Source organism: Campylobacter jejuni, from assembly GCF_001457695.1.
Lineage (GTDB): Bacteria > Campylobacterota > Campylobacteria > Campylobacterales > Campylobacteraceae > Campylobacter_D > Campylobacter_D jejuni.
The window spans coordinates 591,404-617,416 of the sequence record NZ_LN831025.1 but is presented as its reverse complement, the minus strand read 5'-3'; the positions used below and the strand labels follow the sequence as shown (position 1 = coordinate 617,416).

Genomic DNA, 26,013 nt, shown 5'->3' with positions numbered 1-26,013 from the left:
CCTTAATGCCATAAAGATAAATATTCTGCAACGCTTGATAAAGTAAGCACTGGAAAAAAAGTAAGTGCAGCAAAAATATATATAATACAAACAAGCACAAACATAAAAGTTAAATTATCCGTTTTTAAAGAATTTGCAGTATTTTCTTGTGTATTTTTAACCAAAAGCGATCCAGCTATAGCAAGCTGAGCTATTAAAACCAAATAACACCCACAAAACATAGCAAAAGCTGTACTTAAATTCCAAAATAAATTATCATCTTTTAAACCTTCAAGTCCTGAACCATTATTTGCTGCCGAAGAACTAAATTCATACAAAATTTGAGCCAAGCCATGAAAGCTAGGATTGCTTATACTATCTTTTGCAAAAACAACAGCTAATGCACTTAAAACAAGGATTAATAAAGGATGGATAAGAATTACCAAAGCTATAAGCTTCATTTGTGCACTTTCTATTTTTTTACCCAAGAATTCTGGAGTTCTGCCTATCATTAATGCACAAATAAACACGGTTAAAAGCACATAAATATCATATTCATAAGCCCTACTCCTTCGCCACCAAAAGCCACATTTAACATCATATTTAGCAAAAAAGAATTTAAACTATCGTGTATATTATTGACGCTTCCTGTAGTAAAAGCAGTAGTTACAGCACTAAATAAACTCGAACCATCTGTGCCAAATCTTATTTCTTTACTTTCTAAATTTCCCAAATTTGCATTTAAACCCAAAGAATCCAAATTTGGATTTGACATTTTTTCGCTAAAATAAATTAAAAGCAAAGAAATGATAAAAATAATCCCCATTGCACCAAAAATAACTCCCCCTTCTTTTCCCATAAGAGCAAAACCTTGTCTTTCTTTTCTATGATAAACCATCAATCCAAAAGCTACAACACAGGCACTAGGAATAAGCATCATGGATAAAATTTGCAAAAAATTTGTAAGTAAAGCAGGATTTTCAAAAGGCATGCTTGAATTAGCACCAAAAAAACCACCCCCGTTTGTCCCTAAATGTTTTATAGACTCAAGAGCTGCAACAGGACCTGTGGCAATGCTTTGAAATTTATTTTCTAAAGTAAGCACGCTAAAATTTGCGTGATAGTTTTGCACCACGCCTTCAGAGATAAAAATTACAGCCAAAATAAAACTTAAAGGCAACATCAAACGCGTAATAATACGCGTAAAATCTTCATAAAAATTTCCCATTTGCATACCACATAAAGCACGACAAAAAGCCATACAAGCAGAATATCCACTCGCACTTGAAACAAACATAGCAAGTAAAATGCCTGTATTTTGCGAAAGCAAACTTAAAGCACTCTCTCCACTATAATGCTGAAGGTTTGTATTTGCAATAAAACTAATTACAGTGTTTAAATTCAAATCCCCTTTCATAGAATCTATCGAATTAGGATTTAAAAAAGTTTATCTTGTAAATAAAAAATCACGAAAGAAAAAATAGCCACTAAGGCATTAAAAGCAATTAAATGCAAAGAATAATTTTTGCCAAGTCATATTTCTTCTATCAATTGCACAAATTTTATAAATTAAGTTATCAATTGGATTAAAAATAAAATCAAAAATAGTTTTTTTACAGCTTGCAATTTTATAAAGATAATTTCCAAAAATTAAAGCCAATATAAAAGCTATAATCAGTGTTATTAAAATTTCTAGCATATTTTTCCTTTAAAATTTTTCAGGATATAATAGAGCATAAAATAAATAAAGAGCAAGTATTAAGCTTAAAACTAGTAAAAATATCATCCGCGTGTCCTAGTTTGAATTTCACAAAAACGGATAAAAAACCATAAACTACCAAAAGCTAAAAGCAGAAGCAAAGCAAAGATAACATCCATAGGATAGCCCTTTCTCATTGATTCAAAATAGGATTTATTCTATCCTTGTTAAGCTTATATTTTGATTAATACTAATTTTATGATTTATTTATAATTTTTATCTATATTAAATAAAAAGACAAATGAAGAATTTAGCAGGAAAAATCCTGCTAAAAATTGTTAAAGATAACCTGCTGCCATAGCGATAAAATATCCTGCTATACAAGAAGTGATTACACCTATAAGACCTGGTAAAATAAAACTATGATTGATAACAAATTTACCGATGTGAGTAGTACCTGATCTGTCAAATTGTATAGTAGCTAAATCGCTTGGATAAGTTGGTAAAATATAATATCCATAACAAGCAGCCGCAAAAGCAACAATTACACCAGGTTCAACACCAATTCCTAAAGCCAAAGGAACAAAAGCCGAAATAGCCGCTGCTTGAGAGTTTACAAATTTTGAAATTAAAAGAAGCATTACAGCATAAGTCCAAGGATGCTCTTTTACTATATCTCCAAGCGCTGCTTTCATCATAGGAGTATGAACTGCAAACATAGTATCAGCCATCCAAGAAATTCCAAATACCGCAACAAGTGCTATCATACCTGATTTAAAAATTTCATTAGAGCCGATTTTCTTTGCATCTGTTTTAGTAAAGATGATAATCAAAGAACCTGCTAAAAGCATAAACATCTGAATAACTGAAACCATGGATAAAACATCCATTTTAGGATTGCCTAAAGCATCTACTTGAGGAATGCCATTTTTTACAACTTGCCCCCAGTTTGGACGCAAGAAATCAAATACACCTAATAAAGCCACTAAAGCAATAGCTCCTAAGAAAATCCACATTGCAACCCAATTACTTTTTGGGAGTTTAACACCTAAAAGTGTTTTAGAATCCCCATAAACATATTTTTTAAATTCAGGATCTTTAAGTTTTTCTTGAAATACTTCATCTTTATCCAAATCTTTTCCTCTAAACCAAGAAAAAATTCCTATACACAATACACCAAATAATGTACTAGGTATGGTAATTTGAAGAAGATTAATATAACCATCAAAACCTGCTAATTTATGATTAGCATTTAAAAGCAAAGCAGTCAAACTTACAACAGCCACAGATACAGGAGATGCAATAATACCCATTTGTGATGATATAGAAGCTGCTGCCATTGGACGCTCAGGACGAATACCGTTTTTAATCGCTATATCATAAATAATAGGCATAATAGTATAAACCACATGTCCTGTTCCACAAAGTATGGTCAAAAAGCAGGTTACAAAAGGCGCTAGTATTGTTAAAAACTTAGGATTGCGTCTTAAAATTCTTTCTGCTATTTGAAGCATAACATCCAAACCACCGCTTGCTTGCAAAGTTGCACTCGCAACCACTACCGCTAAAATCGTAAGCATAACATCTATGGCTGGTTTTCCAGGCTTTATATGAAAAGCAAATACAAGCATTAAAATACCTATACCACCAAGTAAACCAAGCGCTATGCCGCCTTTTTTTGCACCGTAAAAAAGACAAATTAAAACGATAATGATTTGGATTGCAAATTGCCCTCCCTCACTAAGGCTTGTTAAAAAGTCCATTTTAACTCCTTTGAAAATTGATATTTAAAAACAGTTATTATTGTATCACATTTTTAAATTAAAGAATAATATTTCTAAAAATAAAACAATAATTTTTTATATTATTTAAATTAAATTTAAATATAAAACAAAAGTGTAATGGGTTTGATAGATTGATAGAATTTTATCCTTCAAGTTCATATAATTTTTTTCTATCCGTAGAACTTGCTATATTGAGATGTTTGCGATATTTTGTAATAGTTCTTCGCCCTATATCGATTTTAAATTCTTCTTTGATTAATTCTAAAATTTTACTATCGCTTAAAGGTTTATTGCGATCTTCATTCTTTACTAAATTTGCTACAAATTCTTTAACACCTACATTTGAAGTCTCTCCCTCTTCATCAAGAGCAAAAGCAAAAAAATCACGCAAGGGGATAAGTCCTCTTTCACAACTTAAATATTTATTTGCCACAGCTCTTGATATAGTCGAAGCATTGCGTTCTAAATCAAGTGCTAAATCCTTAAAAGTCATAGGTTTTATCTCTTTTCCCATGAAAAAATCATATTGATATTCTACTATCATAAGCCCTATTTTATAAAGAGTAGCTTTTCTCATCGCTAAAGCATCAACTAAATTTTTTGCTTCTTTGATGTAATGACTTAAAAAATCATGCTCTAAACCATCAGTTTGGATTGAAATTTCAGGATAATAATCATCATTGATTTTTACTTTAATTTCACCATTTTCTTTATAAACAAAAATATCAGGAACAATTATACGAGAATCTTCAAAATATTCCAAAAAAGGAGGAGTGCTAAAACGCTTAAGTACAGCCAATGCTTCTTTATATAAAGGCTCTTTGGTATAGTTTTGTATATTTTCAAAATCCATAATCAACATTCTACAAAACTCATCAATATCTTCATCTAACTCCATATTTTCAAGAGCAAATAAAAATGCTTCTTTATAATCTTTAGCTCCCACTCCTACAGGATCTAAAAATTTAAATCTTGCTCTTACTCGCTCAATTTCTTCCAAAGAATACTCTTTTAAAAATTCTTCATCGTATTCAAAATATCCTTCCTCATTTAAGCATTCTATAATTTTTTTTGCAAGTTCTTGAGATTTGTTTGTAGGAAACAAAGGAGGAAGAATCTGTTCATTTAAAAGCTCATAAACACTTTTTTTGGCAAGTCCTTTACTATCCACAAAAGCCGAATTTACATTATGTTTATAAAATGAATCAAAATAATTCTTACCCTTATCATGAGTTTGTATCGAATCTTGAACATTTAAGAAAGGATTATCCTCAGCAAATTTATCTAAATTTTCTTTTAAATCCTCTATATTTGCTTGTAAAATCGGCAACCAAGAGCGTAAAGTTTGAGAAATTTTAGTCTTGGGTGCTTGGGTGATTTTTTGCTTTAACATCAATCAAGGAGTTTAAACTCCGCTCCTAAATAATACTTTTTCACGTCTTTATTGGTTGCAATTTCATCAGCATTTCCACTAGCAAGCAAAGAACCTGATCTTATAACATAAGCTCTATCACAAATAGCCAAAGTCTCACGCACATTATGATCGGTAATTAAAACCCCAATCCCCAATCTTTTAAGCTCTTTAATTAAAGTTTGAATTTCAGCCACTGCTATAGGATCAACACCTGCAAAAGGCTCATCAAGAAGCAAAAACTTAGGTTCGCACATCAAGCTTCTAGCGATCTCACAACGCCTTCTTTCACCTCCACTTAAACTTAAACCTTTCCTTAAACGAATAGGCTCTATACTTAAGAGTTCAAGCATTTGCTCAACTTTATCATGTAAAATTTTTTTATCTTTATAAAAAATCTGAGCCGCTAAAAGCAGGTTATCTTCTACGCTTAAATCCTTAAAAATACTACTTTCTTGAGGTAAATAACCTATCCCTGATCTAGCTCTTTTATTTAAAGGATCTTTTGTCACATCTAAACCATCTAAAAGAACTTTTCCACTACTTGGGGAAATAAGTCCACATATCATATAAAAAGTTGTCGTTTTTCCTGCACCATTTGGCCCTAAAAGTCCTACAACTTCTCCGCTATTAACCTCTAAAGAAATTCCATGTATAATCTTAGTTTTTTTAATAATTTTTTCTAAATTTACAATTTCTAATTTACTCATAAATTTCATACTTTCTTTTGTCGTCTTTAATGCTAATTTTAATCTGGATAGTAGAAATTCCAAATTTCATTAAAGTTTTTTTCAAATTTTCACCGCCCCATTCAACCAAATGCAAACCTTTTTCAAAAAAATTTTCAAATAAACCATTCGCTAAAAGTCCTTCTAAACCTTCTTGATAAATATCATAATGATAAATGCAAATATCATGATTTTCATATTTTTGCATAGTGGAAAAAGTTGGAGAATCTACCCTTGCATCAAGACCAAGAAATTTAACCCAAGCTTGTACTAAGCTTGTTTTTCCGCTAGCCAAATCTCCTTGAAGCAAAACAACACCTTCTTTAGGCATTATTTGAAGCATCGTTTTGATCTCATCTTTTGCTAAAATAAATTCTTTCATAATTTTACCACATATTCATTTTGTGCGTTTTTAGGAATGCTTTTCGTGCTAGGTATAGCTAGGACTTTATATTTTTGAGTGTATTCAGTAAAATGTAAAGTGATGATATCACCCACCTTAACCTCTTTACTCGCCTTAACAATAACGCCATTAATCCCCACTACACCACTTTTACACATATCTTCAGAAATAGCTCTTCTTTTCGTGATATTAACTACATTTAAAAATTTATCTACTCTCATAAAAGCAATTTTAGCAAAAAAAATCAATTTTTGGAACAAAATTTGCTTATGCCTTTGCTTTATTTTTTAAGAAAATAGCAAGTAAAAACTTTTCTTTAATGAAATTTGGATACAATTTTACAATTTTCAAATCTATTTTAACAAAGGATATCTTATGAAAAATGAAGTAAAAAAAGTAGTTTTAGCGTATTCTGGGGGGCTTGATACGAGCATTATTTTAAAATGGCTTCAAGATGAGTATAATTGTGAAGTTGTAACTTTTACAGCAGATATTGGTCAAGGCGAAGAACTCGAACCTGCGAGAAAAAAAGCCCTTTCTTTAGGCATAAAAGAAGAAAATATTTTCATTAAAGATTTAAGAGATGAATTTGTTAAAGATTATGTATTTCCTATGTTTAGAGCCAATGCAATTTATGAAGGAGAGTATCTTTTAGGAACAAGTATAGCAAGACCACTCATAGCAAAAACTCAAGCACAAATTGCCCTGCAAACAGGTGCTGATGCGGTAAGTCATGGCGCCACAGGCAAAGGAAATGATCAAGTGCGTTTTGAACTTGGTTATCTTGCTTTTAGTCCCGATTTAAAAATCATCGCTCCATGGCGTGAGTGGGATTTAAACAGTCGTGAAAAACTCCTTGCTTATGCGCAAAAACATGGCATTGATATTTCTAAGAAAAAAGGAAAATCCCCTTATTCTATGGACGCAAATTTACTTCATATTTCTTACGAAGGACTTGTTTTAGAAGATCCTGCACACGCACCTGAAGAAGATATGTGGAGATGGAGTAAAAGCCCAAAAGACGCTCCAAATGAAAGTGAAATTATAGAACTTGATTTCCAAAAAGGAGATTTAGTAGCGATAAATGGAGAAAAACTAAGTCCTGCAGGACTTTTAACCAAACTTAACGAACTAGGCTGCAAACACGGTATAGGACGCCTTGATATAGTAGAAAATCGCTATGTAGGCATGAAAAGCCGTGGTTGTTACGAAACTCCAGGCGGTACTATACTTTTAAAAGCACATAGAGCGCTTGAAAGCATCACGCTTGATAGAGAAGCAGCACACTTAAAAGATGAACTCATGCCAAAATACGCGAGTTTAATTTATAATGGCTATTGGTTCTCGCCTGAAAGAATGATGCTTCAAGCCTTAATCGATGAGTCTCAAATTCACACCAATGGCAGAGTAAAGCTCGAGCTTTATAAAGGCAATGTGATGGTTATAGGACGCGAAAGTGCGAACGATAGCTTGTTTAACGCAGCTTATTGTACTTTTGAAGAAGATGAAGTGTATAATCAAAAAGACGCAGCAGGCTTTATCAAGCTTAATGCTTTGCGTTTTATCATCGCAGGAAAAAATGGAAGAAAATTTTAATAAAGGAATGAAATGAAAGTATTATTAATCAAAGATGTAAAAGCACTTGGAAAAGCAGGAGAAATAAAAGAAGTAAAAGACGGCTATGGACAAAATTTCTTAATCGCTAAAGGCTTTGCTAAAGCAGCTACTAATGAAGTTTTAAGAAAATATGAAAGCGACAAGAAAAAAGAGGCTGAAAATTTACGCTTTGAAATCGCAAATTTAGAAAAACTCAAAGAAGAACTTAGCAAAATCACTCTTGAAATTTCAAAACCCGTAGGTGCAAATGGAAGTTTGTTTGGTGGCGTAACCAAAGATGAAATCGCTCACGCCCTAAAAGAACAAAGCCATATAGAAATCGATAAAAAAAGTTTAGAATGTGATACCTTAAAAAGCTTAGGAATCCACGAAGTAAGCGTAAAACTTGGACACGCAATCCATGCTAAATTTAACATAAATATAAAGGCAGAATAATGTTTCACGCAACAACGATTTTAGCTTACAAAGGTAAAAATAAATCCGTAATTGGCGGAGATGGACAAGTAAGCTTTGGAAATACGGTGCTAAAAGGCAATGCTGTAAAGATTAGAAAACTCAACAATGGCAAAGTTTTAGCAGGTTTTGCAGGATCAACAGCTGATGCTTTTAATCTTTTTGATATGTTTGAAAATCTCCTTCAAAGTTCTAAAGGCGATCTTTTAAAAGCAGCAATTGACTTTTCTAAAGAATGGAGAAAAGACAAATACCTAAGAAAACTTGAAGCCATGATGCTCGTACTTGATAGAAATCACATTTTTCTACTTTCTGGTACAGGCGATGTGGTCGAACCTGAAGATGGACAAATCGCAGCCATAGGAAGTGGTGGAAACTATGCGCTTTCAGCTGCTAGAGCCTTAGCAAAACATACCGATTTAGATGAAGAAGAACTTGTAAAATCAAGTCTTCAAATCGCAGGTGAAATTTGCATTTATACCAATACCAATATCAAAACTTATGTAATTGAGGATGAGAAATGAATCTAACTCCAAAAGAAATCGTTAAATTTTTAGATGATTATGTTATAGGACAAAAAAAAGCTAAAAAAATCATAGCTATAGCTTTAAGAAATCGCTACCGCAGAATGCAACTTAGCCCTGAGTTGCAAGATGATATAGTGCCAAAAAATATCTTGATGATAGGTTCTACAGGTGTAGGAAAAACAGAAATCGCTAGGCGTTTAGCTAAAATGATGGGTTTTCCTTTCATCAAAATCGAAGCAAGTAAATATACTGAAGTAGGTTTTGTAGGTCGTGATGTAGAAAGCATGGTAAGAGATCTTGCCAATGCGGCTTTAAATTTGGTAAAAAATGAGCAAAGAGAAAAAAACAAAGATAAAATCGATGAATTTATAGAAAATAAAATTTTAGAAAAACTTTTACCACCTTTACCAAAGGGTATCAGCGATGAAAAACAAGAAGAATATAAAAACAGTCTTGAAAAAATGAGAACTAAACTAAGAAATGGCGATCTTGATGAAAGCACCATAGAGATAGAAATTTCACAAAATATGTTTGATACCAATCCCAACCTACCTCCTGAAATGGGTGCAATGCAAGATATAGTTAAGGTTATAGGCGTTGGCAGTAAAAAAGTCAAAAAAGAAATGAAAATCAAAGACGCTAAAAATGCTTTAAAAAATGAAGCAGGAGAAAAAATCCTCGACCAAGAAAGCATCAAAAGCGAAGCCTTAAAAAGAGCGGAAAATGAAGGTATTATTTTTATTGATGAAATCGATAAAATCGCTGTTTCAAGCGGAAATTCAAACCGCCAAGATCCAAGTAAAGAAGGGGTGCAAAGAGACTTACTTCCTATAGTCGAGGGATCAAATGTACAAACAAAAATAGGTACTTTAAAAACCGATCATATTCTTTTTATCGCTGCAGGGGCTTTTCATCTTAGCAAACCAAGTGATCTTATCCCTGAACTGCAAGGACGCTTTCCTTTAAGAGTGGAATTAGATAGTCTTGATGATAAAGCTCTTTATGAAATTTTAACACGCCCTAAAAATTCACTTTTAAAACAATACTCTCAGCTTTTAAAAACTGAAAATTTAGAACTTGAATTTGATGATGAAGCCATTAAAGAAATAGCAAAAATAGCTTCAAGAGCCAATGAAGAAATGCAAGATATAGGTGCTAGACGCTTACATACTGTGATAGAAAAATTACTTGAAGATCTAAGTTTTGAAGCTGATGAGTATGCGGGTAAAAAATTCGTAGTGGATAAAAAAATGGTAGAAGAAAAACTCGGAGATATCATAGAAAATAAAGATCTTGCAAGGTATATTTTGTGAAAAGTGGCTTTGTTAGTATCATAGGGCGTACTAATGCAGGAAAAAGTACTTTAATCAATTCCTTACTAGAAGAAAAAATCGCCCTAGTTTCTCACAAACAAAACGCCACAAGGCGTAAAATCAAAGCCATAGTGATGCATGAAAAAAATCAAATCATTTTCATCGATACCCCAGGACTTCACGAAAGCGGTGCTACGCTTAATCAACTGCTTGTCCAAAGTGCTATTAAATCCATGGGGGATTGTGATGTGATTTTATTTGTGGCGAGTGTTTTTGATAGTACAAAAGACTATGAAAATTTTCTTAGTCTAAACCCACAAGTACCACATATCATCACTTTAAATAAAGTAGATTTAACCGACAATGCTACACTTTTAAAAAAACTTAGCGAATATGCAAAATTTAGCCAACATTTTAAGGCTATCATTCCTTATTCTTCTAAGAAAAAAAGCTATAAAAAAGGCTTGTTAGATGAGATAGTAAAATATCTTGACGAACATGAATATTTTTATGATCCTGAATTTTTAAGTGCGAGTAGCGAAAAAGAAATTTATAGAGATTTCATACTTGAAAGTATTTATGAAAATTTAAGCGATGAGCTTCCTTATAGTAGCGAAGTGCTTATCCATCGCACCAAAGACACACCTAATCTTTTAATCCTAGAAGCCAATATCATCACAGATACAAACTCTCACAAGGGTATGCTTATAGGAAAAGAAGGGGCAACTTTAAAAAGAATAGGCAAAGATGCACGCTTTAAAATTTCAAAACTTGCCCAAAAAAAGGTACTTTTAAAGCTTTTTGTAACAGTGAAAAAAAACTGGCAAAAAGATGAAGAATTTTTAAAAAAACTTCTAAATGATGAAAATTAATTCATTAAATAAAATAAATTTTATAAAATCTACAGATTTACTTTATGCTCAAAGAACGGGAATATCCAAAGAAGACGAACTTTTTAACAATTTAACTGCAGATTTTAAGCTAAGCAAACCCTTTGACTATCAAATAGCTTTTTTTAAACATAATGAAATTTATCATTGTTTTTTAGCACCTGTTTACAAATTGAAAAAAAGTCGTTTTTGCTTTCCCGAGCCTTTAATTTTTCAAGCTTTATTTGATGAAAGATTTATTGAGGAAAGTGATTATTGTGTTTTAAATTTATATGATCAAACTTTATATTTATATTTTTACCAAGAGGGAAAATTTATCAATCTTAAAAAAATCGAAAATTTCAACCCAAGCAATATGGATTTATTTTTTAAACAAAATCGATTTATAGAACTTTTAAAACACTATGAAAGCAAATTGCTACTTTATCAGGATTTGGATACAATCAAACATTACTTCTCATCTCAAATAAAATGTTTAAATCTAAATGATATTCTTGATAAAAATAGTTTATTGAAATTAAGTTCATATAGTATAAAAAATCTAGATCAAAATTGTAATTTTATCAAGCATAATAAAATAAAAATATCTATTTCTTTTAAAATTATATTAATATTTATTTTTAGCTTTAGTCTTAGCATGATGATTTTATTATTTAAAGATTTTATAGAGTACAAACAAAATAAGGAAATTCAAAATAAAAATTTTATCATACAAGAAGAAATTTCTAAACTAAAACAAGATAAGCAAAAATTATTAACAAACATACAAGATTTAAACTTTACTCTTTCCAATAAAATATCATCTACACAACAACAATTTCATATTTTATCCACCATAACAAAAGAAATCAATTTAGATAAAAATAAGGCAATCATTCTAAATCAAATCATATCATGGCTTAATTCCAATGAACTTAAAATCACAAATCTTGAATTTGAACAAACAAAAATCATTCTTTCTTTTATCGATGAAAACCACTTTAAAAGAGCATTAGAAAATCTAAATTCTACTTTTAAATTCCTTGATAAAAATGAAGAAACATTGAATATCATATTAGAAGTCATACATGAATAAAATAGAAGTATTTTTGCAAAATTTAAATCCTAGGGAAAAATTTCTTTTTATTTCTTTTATCTGCCTTTGTGCTTTGTTTTTAGCTTTTAAAATTCATGATCGCTTTTTGGAAGATATTTTTCAAAAAACATTAGTAGAACATAATTACCTTGCATTAAATGAAGCAAAAATAGAAAATTCACATCTTAAAGAAATAGAGACAAAGCTAACAAAACAGATAAAAACAGAGGAAGAAAAATTAAAATACTATAAAGAAAAATTGCATTTATTTTTTTATGATAAAGATTTTTTCAATAAAAAAATCAATAATTTATCCAAAAATTTAACCATTAATGAAATAAAATTTTCCCAAGAAAACAAAAATTTTATCCACTATAATTATGTTTTTCTAAGTTTAAATGGCAACTTTAAAGACTTACTCAATTTTATACAAAATTTAGAAAATCTTCCTATAGCTTTAAAAATTGATAAAATAAAACTATACAATACACAGGGTTTAAAATTAAAGCTTGATTTAATGTTTAAATTTGTTAATTTATAATAATATTAAAATATTATATTTTTAAATATTATTATAAAAAAAATATTTAAAAATATTGTAATTTAATTATTTTTCTATTACTATTAGTTAAAATATTTTAAGCATAAAAAAAAGAAAGGTATTGGGAAGTGACTAAACAAGAAATACAAAAACTCGATACAAATTTCCTAGGTCATCGCAAGCCCTTATTCTCTTTATCAATGGTAGAACTTTGGGAAAGATTTGCTTTTTATGGCATACGATCTTTACTTGTGCTTTTCATGGCAACAACCATAAGCAAAGGTAGACTTGGAATAAGCACTGAATACGCCTCGGCAATTTATGGCATTTTTGCAGGATGCTTGTATTTAGCAGCACTTCCTGGAGGCTGGATTACTGATAATTATTTAGGGCAAAAAAAGGCTTTATTTTTAGGTTCTTTTATTATAGCTTTAGGACATATTAGCATAGCCTTATCTATTTTAAGCACACCTATGTTTTTCCTAGGGCTTACTTTTATCGTTATTGGTACTGGATTTTTTAAAACTAACGCTTCTGTAACAGTTGGAATGTTGTATAAACAAAATGATACAAGATGCGATACTGGCTATACGATTTTTTATATAGGAATTAACATTGGAGCATTCATTGCTCCTCTTATATGTGGTTTTGTTCAAGCAAAATGGAATTATCATTTAGGATTTGTCATAGGAGGTTTAGGTATGCTAATCTCTTTGCTTATTTTATATTTTAAAGCTGCCCTTGAGCTTGAAGAATTTCATAAAAATTGAACCTTAAAGCAAAACTGGGAATAACCATTTAAAAAAGTAAAAAATTTAACTCTTATACTAAGTATAAGCTTGTTAAGTATTATTGGATTTTTTCTAATGTTTATTAATCTTGTAAATATTAATCCCATATAATACTATCAAAAAAACTTCTAATTGTAATTTTACTATGTTTGGTAATTTATTTCATATATCTTTTTGTTTTTAAAGCTTTAAATAAAAGAGAAAAACAGCAATTAACAATTTTAATTGTTTTATTCTTTGCAGCCACTTTTTTTTGGAGTGCTTTTGAACAAAAACCTACTGCTTATAATCTTTTTGCGCAAGATTTTACAAATAGAAATATTTTTGATTGGAAAATTCTAACAAACTGGTTTCAATCTTTTAATCCAATTTTTATCATCATACTTGCTCCTATAGCAAGTTATATTTGGATATTTTTAGAGAAAAAAAATATATATTTTTCTTCCATTGGAAAATTTACTTTAGGAATATTATTTGCCGGTATTGGTTTTATGATGATGACCTTTGCTTCACAAAATCTAATAAACAACAATGGTTTGCCAATATCCATGGCTTGGATTATCATAAGTATATTCTTTTTAACACTTGGGGAATTATGCGTGTCTCCTATTGGACTCTCTATAATGGCTAAGGTTGCCCCTGATTTAATCAAAAATCAAATCATGGGACTTTGGTTTGTAGCAAGTGCGCTTGGAAATTTTGTTGCAGGACTTATAGGAGGAAATGTCAATATTAAAAACATCGATCAACTTCCTAATATTTTTGGACAATGCATGTGGATGCTTTTTGTTGTAGCACTTTTGCTTTTTATTGCTAAAAAACCATCTTAACAAAAAAAATAAGCAATTATCTAACTAAACTTAAAATACAAAATACACCAAAGTTGAAAATTGATCTTAATATTTCTTTTTTTTATATTTGCAAAAAAGTAACATTATGATATAAATCATTTAAAAATATTACAAAGTTATACATATTTTTTAATTTCTTGTCTATAATTTATAAATAAAAATACACAAAGGATATAAATTGAGTAAAAATGTAAAAAATTTAGATACTTCATTTTTTGGACATCCAAAACCACTTTTATCTCTTTCACTTACTGAGCTTTGGGAAAGATTTTCTTTTTACGGAATTCGTCCCTTGCTTTACCTTTTTATGATAGCAAGTTTTGAAAAAAGTGGAATGAACTTAAAACCTGAAGAAGCAAGTGCAATTATGGGAATTTTTGCAAGTTGTTTATATCTTGCTGCTTTGCCAGGTGGATGGCTTGCGGACAATTACTTAGGACAAAAAAGAGCAATTTTACTAGGTGCTTTAACTATAGCATTTGGACATTTGTGCATAGCCTTTTCTTATTTTAACAATAAAATGATTTTTGTTGGTATGGTTTTTTTGGTTATAGGTACAGGACTTTTTAAAACTTGTGCTTCTGTAATGGTTGGAATGCTTTATAAAAAAAATGATGCAAGGCGTGACTCTGGTTTTACTCTTTTTTATATGTGCTTTAATTTTGGTGCTTTTGTAGCTCCTTTAATTTGCGGCTTTTTACAAAAAGAATACGGATGGCATTTTGGTTTTGGTGCAGGTGGGATTGGTATGCTTTTAGCGGTAATTATTTTCTACCTAAAAACTATGCCTGATTTAAAAGAATTTGATGAAAAAGTTGGCATAGACTCTACTTGGGATAGACCAAGCAAAAAAAGCAAAAACGCATTTTACATCATCATTGTATCAGGTATTGTTTTGCTTGGAGCAATATTTTTAATCCTTGGTGGTTTTATAAAATTAGATGCACAAGTTATTAATAAAAATATTATTCTAACTATCTTAGCTTGTGCTGGAATTTATTTTTTATATCTTTTCGCTTTTACTTCTTTAAAAATAGAAGAAAAAAGAAATTTAATTATTTTTATTGTTTTATTTTTAGCGGCTGCGTTATTTTGGTCAGTATATGAGCAACAATACACTTCTTTTAATTTTTTTGCAGAAAAATTAACAGATAAAACCATATTAAATTATGAAATTCCTACAATATGGTTTCAATCTCTTGGAGGTTTATTTGTTATACTTTTTGCACCTTTTAGTGCTTTTATATGGACTATATGTGCCAAAAATAATAAAGAAATTTCATCTATTATTAAATTTGCATTAGGACTTTTGGGTGCAGCTTTGGCATTTTTAATAATGGCTTTAGCTTCAAATCATGCAATTAGTTTAAATGGCGATGCTAATACATTAAGAGAAAATTTAGAAAATTCATCACAAATTATTTTAGTTTCACCTTGGTGGCTTGTCAGTAGCTTTTTGCTTATGGTTTTAGGAGAGCTTTGTCTTTCCCCTGTGGGACTTTCTATAATGACAAAAATTGCACCTAATTTAATTAAATCTCAAGTCATGGGACTTTGGTTTGTAGCAAGTGCATTAGGCAATGCTTTAGCTGGATTCATAGGTGGTAAAGCAAGTGAAGAAAATATAGCTTATTTGCCAAATTTATTTTACCAATGTATGTGGATATTACTTGGTGCTGTTATAATTTTACTTATACTCAAAAAACCTATCAATAAAATACTAAAAAATTAATATTAAGGAGAAAATATGAGTATTTACAAACAAAGAGTATTAGAACTTAGAAGATTAATGAAAGAAAATAATATTGACGCCTATCTCATCTTAAGCGCGGATCCGCATTTGAGCGAATATTTACCAGAATATTACAAAAACAGAGTCTTTATCAGTGGCTTTAAGGGTTCTGTTGGAACAGTTCTTATCACACAAGAAGAGGGCTTTTTGTGGGTAGATGGAAGATATTGGCTTCAAGCACAAAAGGAATTAGAAGGTAGTGGCATACTTTTACAAAAGCAAGATGCTAAAAATACTTTTACCAAATGGTTGGAAAAAAATTTAAGCGAAGATCAAATTTTAGGCATCGATTTTGCACTTTTACCTTTATCTTTGCAAAAAGATTTAAAGATTAATTGCAAGGCAAATTTAAAACATATAGATTTGATAAGTCCACTTTGGAAAGATCGTCCCACTTTACCACAAGAAAAAATTTATGAACACGAACTAGAATACTGCTCTTACTCAAGAAAAGAAAAATTAGCATTAGTGCGTCAAAAAATGAAAAATTTAAATGTTACCTCTCATTTAATCTCCAGCCTTGATGATATAGCTTGGCTTACAAATTTAAGAGGGAATGATGTAAATTATAATCCTGTATTTTTAAGTCATTTGCTAATCTTGGAAGACAAAGCCTTGCTTTTTGTTGATCAGAAAAAAGTAAATTCAGAACTTGAAAAAAAATTAAATTTAGATGGGTTTTGGCTTAAAAATTATGATGAAATCATCATGGAGCTTGAAAAACTTGCAAATACAAATTTGCTTATTGAACCTTCAAAAATGACCGCTTTACTCATAAATTCTTTAGATAAAAGCGTAAAAATCATTCAAGAAATTAATCTAAGCACTCACTTAAAAGCAGCTAAAAATACAAAAGAAATAGCGCATATACAAGATGCTATGATAGAAGATGGAGTGGCTTTATGTAAATTTTTTGCATGGCTTGAAGAAGCAATAGAAAATAAAAAATTAATAAGCGAATTAGACATAGATGCTAAAGTAAGCGAATTTAGAGCACAAAGCAAGTACTACATAAGTGATAGTTTTGCCACTATAGCAGGTTTTAACGAAAACGCAGCATATCCACATTATAAAGCCACAAAAGAGAGTTTTGCTTATCTTAAAAAAGATGGGCTTTTACTTATTGATTCTGGTGGACAATATAAAAACGGCACAACAGATATTACACGCGTTGTACCAATAGGAAAGGCTAATGCAGAACAAATTCATGACTATACCTTGGTTTTAAAAGCACATATTGCCATTTCCAGTGCAATTTTTCCAAAAGATATAGCTATGCCCTTACTTGATGCAATCACACGCGCACCTTTATGGAAAGAACAAATTGACTATATACACGGCACAGGACATGGCGTGGGATATTTTTTAAATGTCCATGAAGGTCCACAAGTTTTATCTTATCTATCCCCTGTGCTTGAAAAAACAAAAGCCAAAGAAGGTATGCTAACCTCCATAGAGCCAGGTATTTATAAAGTAGGTAAATGGGGCATAAGACTTGAAAATTTAGTTATTCATACCAAAGTAGAAAATCCTAAAAATAAAGATTTTGGAGAGTTTTTATACTTTAAACCTGTTACTCTTTGTCCTTTTGAAATATCTTGTATTGATACAAAAATGTTAGATGAAAAAGAAAAAGAATGGTTAAACAATTATCACAAAGAAGTATTTGAAAAACTTTCTCCTAAGCTAGGTGATTATCCAAAAGCTCTAGTTTGGCTTGAAAAAAGAACAAAAGCCATCTTTTAAGATACTTTTGTTAACATAGATAAATTTTCCTTGTATTAAACTTATAATTTGTTTAATACAAGATTTTTAAACCAATTGCTAAAAAAGTTTTTTTTGAAAAACTCAATTTACAACTAAAAATTATTTAAAATATCCAAGATCAATCATTTTTTGATAAATTTTAGCTACAGTTGCCCCTGAAGTAATATTTCTCCCACCATGCTCCAAAAGAACGGTAACTACATATTTTGGCTTAGAATAAGGAGCATAAGAAGTAAGCCACGCATGAGATCTAGTATAATACTCAAATTGTTTTTCATCGACTCTATTTTTATCTGTTTGTGAAAATCCCACAACCTGAGCGGTTCCTGTTTTTGCTGCAACTTTCACATCAAGATTATGCAAATAACGATAAGAGGTTCCTCCTTGCTCATTGGCAACGGCATACATTGCATCTCTTATATAAGACAATTGACTCTTTTCAAACAAAGTAAAAATTTCTTTTTTATTTTCATCCATTTGATTTTCTATGGTTGTATTATTATTTTCTATGCTTTTTAAAAAATGAGGTATAACCTCTCCACCTTTTGCGATTTGAGCTGTATATCTAGCAATTTGCATAGGTGTTGCAAGAAAATTACCTTGACCTATGGCTGTATTTAAAGTATCACCTTGAAACCAAGATTGTCTATATCTTTGCATCTTCCATTCTTTGCTTGGTAAAGTCCCTACAAATTCACTAGGTAAATCTACCCCTGTTTTCGCTCCAAAGCCAATGCGAGATAAAGTTTCACTTATTTGATCGATTCCAACTTGCAAACTGCCATTATAAAAATAAACATCACAACTATATTTTATCGCATGTTTTAAATCCACAGGTCCATGGCCTGATCGATTCCAACATCTAAAAAACCTGCCTCCAAGCTCAATGCTTCCATTGCAAACATATTGAGTCGATGGGCTAATATTTTTAGAATTTAAAAAAGAAAGCCCTACTCCCATTTTTACAACAGAACCTGGAGGATAATATCCATTTATAAGTTTATTTGTAAAAGGATGATCAAGACTATTTGAAAGCTCATCCCAATCCTTAAAAGAAATCCCTGTTACAAAAGGATTAAGATCATATTCAGGGAAACTCCCTGCAGCTAAAATAGATCCATCATTTACATTCATAATTATAGCAGCCCCAGCATTCCCTTCAAACAATGAAGTTAAATAAGACTGAAGCTCTATATCTATCGTAAGTTCTATATCATTAGACTTAGCAGGAGTGTAAGAAAGCTGTTCTACTTCTTGATTTAAGGCATTAACCTTATAAACTCTAGTTCCTTTTTCTCCTTGTAAAATATCATTATAATAGCGTTCTATACCGCTTTTTCCCGTATAGTTAGAAAGTTTTGCTATTTCATTTTCTTGAACATCTTGCAAATTTGCCTTACCTACATACCCAATAATATGCGAAGCTAATTTTCCAAAAGGATATTTTCTTTTTACAACAGGATCTATTTTTATTGTTTTATTAAGATTTAACTCTGAATAATGCGGAATAATCTCATCGTAGGGTATAAAATCTACAACTTTAATAAAATCTTGATTATAGTAAGAATCATTTCTCTTATAAATTTCTGCTAATTTACTAGCATTTAAATCGGGAAATAAATTTGTAAGTTCAGATAATTCTTTATCCAAAATTCCTTTATTTGACTTTTTAATACTTAAATAAGGTTTAATAGAAATACTAAAACCCAAATCATTAATAGCCAATAAAGTTCCATTTCTATCTGTAATTTGACCCCTAACAGGTGCTAAAAATTCGGTTTTTATGGCATTTTGTTTGGCAAGTTCTTCATAATATACATTTGATTTTATACTCAAATAATACACACGACTTAATAAAAATATAAAAAACAATAGTATAAATCCAACAACTAAACGCATTCTCATTTAAATTTTACCTTTAAAAAACACATAAGCTAAACAACATTCTATAAAAACTGAAACAATATACGCCCATCCTAAAATTTTAATTTTTTCATCTCCAATATAAGACAATATCATATCCAAAAACAAAATAATGCCGTAAGCACAAAGCACAAAAACAACAGGGATAAATTTACCAATTTTTAAATTTGTCTTAATCCAATCTGCACAAAGATAATAAAAAATAAAAAATGCCAACCAAGATGAAAAAATAAAAAAATTATAAGTTATATCAGTAAAAAATAAAAAAAATAAAGAAAAATACCATCTAAAATCAAGCTTTGAAAAAGTTCTTTCTCTCTCTTCTAGTAAGCAAAACATATAACAGAAAAAAATCCCATAAAGTAACGGGGTATATACAAAAGTCGAACCAAGAATCTGATAAATTAGAAAAAAAAATCCTAAAAAGACATAAGCTCCATTAAATTTTGCTTTATAAGCACTTAAATTTCTTCTCATTTATCAAGACCTAAAGTTTGATTGATAATAATATCTTCTAAAGAATCAAGGCCAAATTTATTCAAATTTGAAACTAAAATAGAGTCTTTAAATTCATTTTTTAACTTAGCTTTTTCACTTTGATTTAATTTATCGCATTTGGTAAAAACTTTTAAAATTTTTTGATCAGGTCGTAAAAATCTTTTCAAATAGTCATTTAAATTTACATCGATCTCTAAATGAGTATGTCTTGAGTCGATTAAATGTATAAATAACTTTATCGAGGTTCTTAATTTTAAAAATTCATCTAAGTTTTGATTCCATATTTCTTTTAAATTTTTAGAAACCTTTGCATAACCAAACCCTGGCAAATCGATAAAATTGATATTAAATTTTTCTTCATTTCTTTTGCAAATTACTTCGAAAAAATTTATAAGCTGAGTTTTTCCAGGAGTTGCCGAACTTTTGGCTAAATTTTTTTGTTTACACAAAGAATTGATTAAAGAACTTTTTCCGACATTAGAACGCCCCAAAAATGCTACTTCACTAAAATTTGAGCTCAAATTCTCATCAAATTTCACTAAAGAAGTGATAAATTTAGCACTAATTATCATTTGTCTTTAAGGTCAAATACAAAACGAGCAGGTTTTTGATCCTTACTCTCCACTCGATAAATATTAGCTTTTCTATCGACTATTATTTTATCACCAAAAAGTTTTTGATTGCTTCCAAGCTCATTTATATAAGCATGACCATTAATCTCGTAAGTATCTTTAATAACATTATAAATAAATTTATCTCCACTACCTTTATAAGTTTTACCTTTTAAAACAATCTTAAACCTAGCATTTTGCATTGCTTCATAACGAATAGGTTTGCGATTTTTATCCGTATAAATAATCAATTTTTCAGAATTTAAAATATCATCACCTCTAATTACTTCTACATTTCCACTAAGAATACTTTCACCCTTATTTTCATCTGAGTAAAAATTTAAAGCTTTTACTTCAATTTGAGTTGCCCAAGTTACACTTACACAAGCTAACAATAAAATTATTTGTCTTGCAACCACGCATTTACTCCTTGGATATTTAAAATTTTGTTTTTTACATCATAGTTTAAAGTATTTCCGTTAATAATACTTCCATTGATCAGAGCTTTAAAATTAGTATTTGTGTGTAAAATTTTATCCTTAGGTTGGTATTCTACCTCTTGAGAAATAATTTTGACATTATTAGAACCTATATAAGTAACATTTCCTTCAAACAAAACCTTGCTCATATCTTTATTGAAAAACTCTAAACGATTCGCACTAAGATTAAAATCTAAATTTAAAGTAATAAAATCATTAAATTCATCTCTATCTGCATATCTCACCCAAGAATTTGCCTTATAATATGCCTTAATTGTACTAGCATTACTCTCATAAGCTTTCAAATTTTTAGCCTCAATATTTTTAAAATTTAAAGCATTAGTTTGCAAATTTAAAGAATACGGATCTTGCAAACTTAAAATCGTAAAAGTAATTGTAAAAAGAGCAATTAAAATTCCAAAAATTTTTATAGCCAAAGCTTATTCCATTCTTCTTCTAGATGATTTTTTTCTACTAAAATTTCTATCATCTGTGCTACAGCAGCCTTACCACCTTTTTTGCTAAGCATTATGTCTACATTTAAATCTTTATGACCATCTTTTGGCTTAAAACTAAGTCCTACACTTTCAAGCAAAGCCTTATCGTTAAAATAATCCCCAATAGCCGCACACTGAGAAAAATCTAAATTAAGTTTTTGTAAAATTTCTTTTGCGCAAGCTAACTTATCCTTAATACCTTGATATAAAATTTCTATTTTTAAATCTTTAGCTCTTTTTTCAACACAAGGACAATTTCTACCTGTAATAATAGCAATTTTTTTACCAAGCTTTAGCCAAGCCTCGATAGCCGCTCCATCTTTTACATCAAATTCTTTAATAAATTCTCCATTAGAAGTATAAATAATTTTTCCATCAGTTAAACAGCCATCTACATCCAAAAAAATCAATTCTGTCATAATTTCTACTCTCTTACAACAAATGCACCTACAAATGCACCACTTGCAGCAAAATCTCTTGCTTCATCTTCACTTCTAAAGCCTGTTAAGAAAACGCGATTTAAGCCATCTACTGAGCTTGTGCGTATAGTAGAGCTATAAGTTCTATAAGTTTTATATCTTGCTGCTATCGTTTGTGCTCCAGCTGGGTTTTTAAAGGCTCCAATTTGAACCATAAAATTTCCACCTTCATAAATTTGTCCATTATTTGCAATCTCTCCACTATTTCCATAGTTTACATTAGAATGCACAATATTATTACCCGAATTACTTGATCCAAACCCTATAACCTCAAGCCTTACTGGAGCTATTCCTGAAGCAATCATATCAATTTGACTAGCAGCTCCTTTTGATAAATCTATAATACGATTATTTACAAAAGGACCTCTATCATTCACACGAACGGTAACTTGACGATTGTTATTTAGATTGGTTACTTTTAAGATGGTATTCATAGGTAAAGTTTTATGAGCCGCGGTTAAAGCATTTTGATTATAGGTTTCGCCATTAGAGGTTTTCTTGCCGTGAAAGCCTGGCCCGTACCAACTCGCAATACCATCAGCAGTTTCGCCTACTGCTACAACAGTAGGATAATAAGTTTTACCATTGATAGTATAAGGCTTCATCGTTCCTTTAGTCCCTGAAGAACTAGGACTGCTTTTAAAATCATTTGAAGGATAATACACTTGAGCATTATCCAAGCTAGAAAAAAAACTAGTGCCTAAACAACCACTAAAAAATAAAGCCCCTAGACTAACGGCTGACAACTTTAGTGTAATTGTTTTTATTTGCATTTTTATTCTCCTTGATTGGTATAATTAATTTTTGATTAATACTAAGATGATTTTTTGCTATTTTATTGAATTCTCGAATTTCATCAACACTTATATTATAATTTTTTGCTATTTTATATAAAGAGTCACCAGACTTAACGGTATAAGTTCTTGTCATAGGTATAGTTGTATCAACCTTCGCAAGTTTTTCTGCTTTAAAATTTTTATCAAAAAATGCTACTTTATTAAGTGGTATATACATATAATACCCTTTACCAGGAGGCGTAAAATTATGTTTAAATTGTGGATTATATTTCTTAAAAGTTGCAAGATCCATATTTAAATTTTTAGCTATTTCTTTTAAAGATGCAGAAGAAGGCACATCAACTTTTGCAAATTCATTGCTTAAAGCATAATTCATTAAAGACGCATCTTTATCTAGTAAAAAATCCCTATCATTAGCTAAAAAAGCAAGCGTTAAAATCTTTCTTATAAAATTTCTAGTTTCTAAAGAAAGATATTTCTTATCAGGGTTCAATAAAACACTTAAATCATCACTTCCTGCTTGCTTGATAGCTTGTCTTAGCTTGCCATTTCCGCAATTATAAGCTAAAAGTGCCAAATACCATTTGCCAAATTCTTCTTTTAACTCTTTTAAATAATTTGTAGCGGCATAAGTTGACTTGACTGGATCACGCCTTTCATCAACATAAGCATCGATTCTTAAACCCAAATTTCTAGCTGTTGGTTGCATAAATTGCCAAACCCCTACAGCCTTGGCATTAGAAACGCTATGAGTTTTCAAGCCTGATTCAACCATAGCTAGATACAAAATCTCATCAGGAACTTCCTGCTGGGCTAAAATTTTTCTTATCATAGGAGTAACTTTTGAAAAATTTTGCATGCTATCTATTAAAGTTTGAGCATGTTTTGATTTTATATCTTGTTGAGTTTGCACAAAAATCAAATCACTGATAAAACTTGGATTAATATCTAAATTTCTTAAAACATTCATTTGTCTTTCATAAAATTCAGGAGTATTAATTTGTGCAAAAAGAAAATTAAAACATATTAAAAAACACAATAAAATTTTTTTCATTAATAACCTTTAAAAAATAATTTTTCAGAATTGTTAAAACAAATTTCTAGAAGTTCTTTTCTTGATAAATTCAATACTTCACACATTTTGTTTGCTACAAATTGAGTTAACAAAGGTTCATTTCTTTTACCGCGATAAGGCTCTGGAGTAAGATATGGAGCATCAGTTTCAAGTAGTAGTCTATCTTTTGGAATTTTAGGCAAAATCTCAACTAATTTCTTAGCATTTTTAAAAGTTAAAACTCCCCCAATACCAAAATAAAATCCATCTTCAAAAAGAGTTAGCAAATGTTCGCTTGCATTAAAGCAGTGTAAAACTCCTCCTACAAGATCCTTAGAATACCCATGTAAAATCTCATAGGTATCATGATTTGCTTCTCTTGAGTGGATGATAACAGGTTTTTTAAATTCAATAGCAAGTTCAAGCTGTGCGATAAAAATCTTTTTTTGATTTTCTTTTTCTTTTTGAATTTCTTCAGCAAGATCACTTTTAAAACGGAAATAATCAAGCCCACATTCACCTACAGCTACACATTTTTCATCGCATAAATACTGCCTTAAAATTTTCTCATCATAATTATCAATTTCATAAGGATGCACTCCTGCTGCAAAAAAAATATTTTTATATTTATGAGCAATTGTAGCTGCATAGGGCAAATCTTTTATATCAGCACCAGGTATGATGATTTTCTCTATACCATTTTTAAAAGCACGATTTAAAGTTTCATCTAAATCATCTTTAAATGCTTCACTGTCTAGATGGCAATGTGTATCAACAATCCTTAAACCATCTTGAAAATCAAGATTTAAGAACATACTTCAACTCTATCCTTGCCATTATCTTTTGCTTGAGACAATATTTTACTTGCTTTATCAACCAAAGAATCAATCTTATCTCCACTTTTTCCAAAAACCACGCCTATAGAAGCTGTAAAAAAGACTTCATCTAAATTAACTAAAACACCAGCCTTTTTTATATTTACTCGTATACGAGAAAAGATTTTAATCGCTCTTTCTTGGGATATATTTTTAAGCAAAATGCAAATTTTTTCTGCACTATATCTACCTACAAGATCTCTTCCTTTAGTTTCATTAACTATTTCATTAGCACAGATTTTAATTACTTCATCACCAACTTCACGGCCGTATTCATCGTTAATCATTTGAAGATTATCTATATCTAAAAAAGCAAAAGCAAATTCCTCGTCTTTTGTTGCTATTTCGTTAAAATAATCATCTATTCCATCGATTAAAGCATTATAATTTTTAACCCCAGATACAGGATCTAAAACATTATAAGTGCTTAAAAATTTTTTATCATCCATGTAAGATAAACAACGATCTAAGCGACAATTAAAACTTTCCTTGCTTAAAGGCTTAAACAAATACTCATTAACTCCATTTTTAAAAGAATTCGCTTCAAATGAATCATTATAATCCCCCAAAAGAATCACACCTAATTCATCATCACTAAAACGTTCTCTTACTTGAGTCAAAAGCTCAAAACCGCTAATTACTGGCATATTGACATCTGCTATAATAAGCTTAACATCATTATTATCATTTAAATAACTCATTGCTTCTTCACCATGAGCTGCAGCTAAAACATTAAATTGTCTTTGAGTAAGTATTTTTTTAATTTCATTACGTTCAGGTAGCTTGCTCATAGCTAAAATCACTTTAGTTTTTGCATATTGATTAAGTTTTACAATAGAACTAATAATCTCATCAATGCAAGTTTCACTTTCTTTAAAAATATAATCTAATATATCTTTATCCATAAATTTTTCTTTAGTAGCCTTATCGCCACTAGCTGTAAGAACAATAGCAGGAATTTTCTTTTCAATAACATAATCCACAACTTCACCATTTGGGGCATCTGGCAAACATAAATCCACAAAAGCTAAAAAATAATCATTATTCATTAATTCCTTAGCTTCGGCAAAACCAAAAGCAATATCTACCTCATAATCTAAAGTCATTTGAATTTTTTTAGCTAAAAGTTTGCCGAGCATTTTATTGTCATCAATAATTAAAATTTTCTTATTCATAGTG

The 26,013-nt window shown here is 30.2% G+C and carries 26 protein-coding genes and 2 pseudogenes; 11 read left to right on the top strand and 17 right to left on the bottom strand.

Going from position 1 to position 26,013, the window contains the following annotated elements; all coding sequences use genetic code 11:
• Nucleotides 1–2 precede the first annotated feature (2 nt).
• The 7 genes and pseudogenes from kdpA to AT682_RS03205 all read right to left on the bottom strand — a co-directional run bounded on the left by kdpA (nucleotide 3) and on the right by AT682_RS03205 (nucleotide 6,225).
• Nucleotides 3–1,678, bottom strand: a pseudogene (gene kdpA, locus AT682_RS09385) (potassium-transporting ATPase subunit KdpA).
• Between the two features lie 9 nt (nucleotides 1,679–1,687).
• Nucleotides 1,688–1,875, bottom strand: a pseudogene (kdpF, locus tag AT682_RS09165) (K(+)-transporting ATPase subunit F).
• A gap of 141 nt (nucleotides 1,876–2,016) precedes the next feature.
• Nucleotides 2,017–3,441, bottom strand: a complete 1,425-nt coding sequence (gene dcuB / locus AT682_RS03225; RefSeq protein WP_002856715.1) for an anaerobic C4-dicarboxylate transporter — start codon at nucleotides 3,439–3,441, stop codon at nucleotides 2,017–2,019.
• A 163-nt stretch (nucleotides 3,442–3,604) separates the two neighbouring features.
• A complete protein-coding gene (gene rpoN, locus AT682_RS03220; protein ID WP_002883214.1) occupies nucleotides 3,605–4,855 on the bottom strand; it encodes an RNA polymerase factor sigma-54 in 1,251 nt (416 codons plus the stop codon).
• Entirely contained in the window at nucleotides 4,855–5,583 is a 729-nt protein-coding gene (gene lptB / locus AT682_RS03215; RefSeq protein ID WP_002855252.1) for an LPS export ABC transporter ATP-binding protein, read from the bottom strand. The genes rpoN and lptB overlap by 1 nt, the downstream gene beginning before the upstream one ends.
• The gene (gene tsaE, locus AT682_RS03210) at nucleotides 5,576–5,983 is read right to left on the bottom strand and encodes a tRNA (adenosine(37)-N6)-threonylcarbamoyltransferase complex ATPase subunit type 1 TsaE (RefSeq protein WP_002854905.1); all 408 of its coding nucleotides are present in this window, start codon (nucleotides 5,981–5,983) and stop codon (nucleotides 5,576–5,578) included. The genes lptB and tsaE overlap by 8 nt, the downstream gene beginning before the upstream one ends.
• Entirely contained in the window at nucleotides 5,980–6,225 is a 246-nt protein-coding gene (locus tag AT682_RS03205) for an RNA-binding S4 domain-containing protein (protein ID WP_002860004.1), read from the bottom strand. Before AT682_RS03205 ends, tsaE begins: the two co-directional genes overlap by 4 nt.
• 154 nt (nucleotides 6,226–6,379) lie before the next feature.
• Here AT682_RS03205 and argG point away from each other — a divergent pair, with 154 nt between their 5' ends.
• The 11 genes from argG to AT682_RS03155 all read left to right on the top strand — a co-directional run bounded on the left by argG (nucleotide 6,380) and on the right by AT682_RS03155 (nucleotide 17,600).
• Nucleotides 6,380–7,600, top strand: a complete 1,221-nt coding sequence (gene argG / locus AT682_RS03200) for an argininosuccinate synthase (protein ID WP_002883218.1) — start codon at nucleotides 6,380–6,382, stop codon at nucleotides 7,598–7,600.
• Between the two features lie 12 nt (nucleotides 7,601–7,612).
• Nucleotides 7,613–8,056, top strand: a complete 444-nt coding sequence (gene rplI, locus AT682_RS03195) for a 50S ribosomal protein L9 (RefSeq protein WP_002781628.1) — start codon at nucleotides 7,613–7,615, stop codon at nucleotides 8,054–8,056.
• Nucleotides 8,056–8,598 (top strand): ATP-dependent protease subunit HslV, encoded by a 543-nt coding sequence (hslV, locus tag AT682_RS03190; RefSeq protein ID WP_002781630.1) that lies wholly within the window; start codon nucleotides 8,056–8,058, stop codon nucleotides 8,596–8,598. Before rplI ends, hslV begins: the two co-directional genes overlap by 1 nt.
• Nucleotides 8,595–9,914, top strand: a complete 1,320-nt coding sequence (gene hslU, locus AT682_RS03185; RefSeq protein WP_002852226.1) for an ATP-dependent protease ATPase subunit HslU — start codon at nucleotides 8,595–8,597, stop codon at nucleotides 9,912–9,914. The genes hslV and hslU overlap by 4 nt, the downstream gene beginning before the upstream one ends.
• Nucleotides 9,911–10,786: a GTPase Era gene (gene era, locus AT682_RS03180; RefSeq protein ID WP_002852114.1), complete on the top strand. Its 876-nt coding sequence runs from the start codon at nucleotides 9,911–9,913 to the stop codon at nucleotides 10,784–10,786. The genes hslU and era overlap by 4 nt, the downstream gene beginning before the upstream one ends.
• Complete coding sequence (locus tag AT682_RS03175) at nucleotides 10,773–11,879, top strand: hypothetical protein (protein WP_021034203.1); 1,107 nt, start codon at nucleotides 10,773–10,775, stop codon at nucleotides 11,877–11,879. Before era ends, AT682_RS03175 begins: the two co-directional genes overlap by 14 nt.
• On the top strand, nucleotides 11,872–12,420 hold the full coding sequence (locus AT682_RS03170) for a hypothetical protein (RefSeq protein WP_002852208.1): 549 nt from the start codon (nucleotides 11,872–11,874) through the stop codon (nucleotides 12,418–12,420). The genes AT682_RS03175 and AT682_RS03170 overlap by 8 nt, the downstream gene beginning before the upstream one ends.
• A gap of 128 nt (nucleotides 12,421–12,548) precedes the next feature.
• Nucleotides 12,549–13,190, top strand: coding sequence for an oligopeptide:H+ symporter (locus AT682_RS10095; RefSeq protein WP_002852151.1), 642 nt, complete (start codon nucleotides 12,549–12,551; stop codon nucleotides 13,188–13,190).
• Between the two features lie 170 nt (nucleotides 13,191–13,360).
• Complete coding sequence (locus AT682_RS10090; RefSeq protein ID WP_002852310.1) at nucleotides 13,361–14,041, top strand: oligopeptide:H+ symporter; 681 nt, start codon at nucleotides 13,361–13,363, stop codon at nucleotides 14,039–14,041.
• Between the two features lie 199 nt (nucleotides 14,042–14,240).
• Nucleotides 14,241–15,794, top strand: a complete 1,554-nt coding sequence (locus AT682_RS03160; protein WP_002867729.1) for a peptide MFS transporter — start codon at nucleotides 14,241–14,243, stop codon at nucleotides 15,792–15,794.
• Nucleotides 15,795–15,809: 15 nt separating this feature from the next.
• Nucleotides 15,810–17,600, top strand: coding sequence for an aminopeptidase P family protein (locus AT682_RS03155; RefSeq protein ID WP_002856718.1), 1,791 nt, complete (start codon nucleotides 15,810–15,812; stop codon nucleotides 17,598–17,600).
• A gap of 120 nt (nucleotides 17,601–17,720) precedes the next feature.
• On the opposite strand, the gene mrdA is transcribed toward AT682_RS03155, so the two are convergent.
• Genes mrdA through cbrR form a run of 10 tightly spaced genes read right to left on the bottom strand, consistent with a single transcriptional unit; the run spans nucleotide 17,721 to nucleotide 26,009 of the window.
• Entirely contained in the window at nucleotides 17,721–19,526 is a 1,806-nt protein-coding gene (gene mrdA / locus AT682_RS03150; protein ID WP_002882562.1) for a penicillin-binding protein 2, read from the bottom strand.
• Nucleotides 19,527–20,021, bottom strand: coding sequence for a membrane protein (locus tag AT682_RS03145; protein WP_002852364.1), 495 nt, complete (start codon nucleotides 20,019–20,021; stop codon nucleotides 19,527–19,529).
• Entirely contained in the window at nucleotides 20,018–20,614 is a 597-nt protein-coding gene (yihA, locus tag AT682_RS03140) for a ribosome biogenesis GTP-binding protein YihA/YsxC (RefSeq protein ID WP_002867727.1), read from the bottom strand. Before yihA ends, AT682_RS03145 begins: the two co-directional genes overlap by 4 nt.
• Nucleotides 20,611–21,072 carry an LptA/OstA family protein gene (locus AT682_RS03135; protein ID WP_002859586.1) on the bottom strand — a complete coding sequence of 154 codons (462 nt, stop codon included), beginning with the start codon at nucleotides 21,070–21,072 and terminating at the stop codon, nucleotides 20,611–20,613. The genes yihA and AT682_RS03135 overlap by 4 nt, the downstream gene beginning before the upstream one ends.
• A complete protein-coding gene (locus tag AT682_RS03130; RefSeq protein WP_002859585.1) occupies nucleotides 21,054–21,569 on the bottom strand; it encodes an LptA/OstA family protein in 516 nt (171 codons plus the stop codon). Before AT682_RS03130 ends, AT682_RS03135 begins: the two co-directional genes overlap by 19 nt.
• Nucleotides 21,560–22,048 carry an HAD-IIIA family hydrolase gene (locus tag AT682_RS03125; protein ID WP_002859584.1) on the bottom strand — a complete coding sequence of 163 codons (489 nt, stop codon included), beginning with the start codon at nucleotides 22,046–22,048 and terminating at the stop codon, nucleotides 21,560–21,562. Before AT682_RS03125 ends, AT682_RS03130 begins: the two co-directional genes overlap by 10 nt.
• A 5-nt stretch (nucleotides 22,049–22,053) precedes the next feature.
• Nucleotides 22,054–22,881: a septal ring lytic transglycosylase RlpA family protein gene (locus AT682_RS03120; RefSeq protein WP_002859989.1), complete on the bottom strand. Its 828-nt coding sequence runs from the start codon at nucleotides 22,879–22,881 to the stop codon at nucleotides 22,054–22,056.
• Nucleotides 22,841–23,959, bottom strand: coding sequence for a lytic transglycosylase domain-containing protein (locus AT682_RS03115; protein WP_002852087.1), 1,119 nt, complete (start codon nucleotides 23,957–23,959; stop codon nucleotides 22,841–22,843). Before AT682_RS03115 ends, AT682_RS03120 begins: the two co-directional genes overlap by 41 nt.
• Nucleotides 23,959–24,774, bottom strand: a complete 816-nt coding sequence (locus AT682_RS03110) for a TatD family hydrolase (protein WP_002852210.1) — start codon at nucleotides 24,772–24,774, stop codon at nucleotides 23,959–23,961. The genes AT682_RS03115 and AT682_RS03110 overlap by 1 nt, the downstream gene beginning before the upstream one ends.
• On the bottom strand, nucleotides 24,765–26,009 hold the full coding sequence (gene cbrR, locus AT682_RS03105) for a bile resistance response regulator CbrR (protein WP_002882561.1): 1,245 nt from the start codon (nucleotides 26,007–26,009) through the stop codon (nucleotides 24,765–24,767). The genes AT682_RS03110 and cbrR overlap by 10 nt, the downstream gene beginning before the upstream one ends.
• Nucleotides 26,010–26,013: the final 4 nt, after the last annotated feature.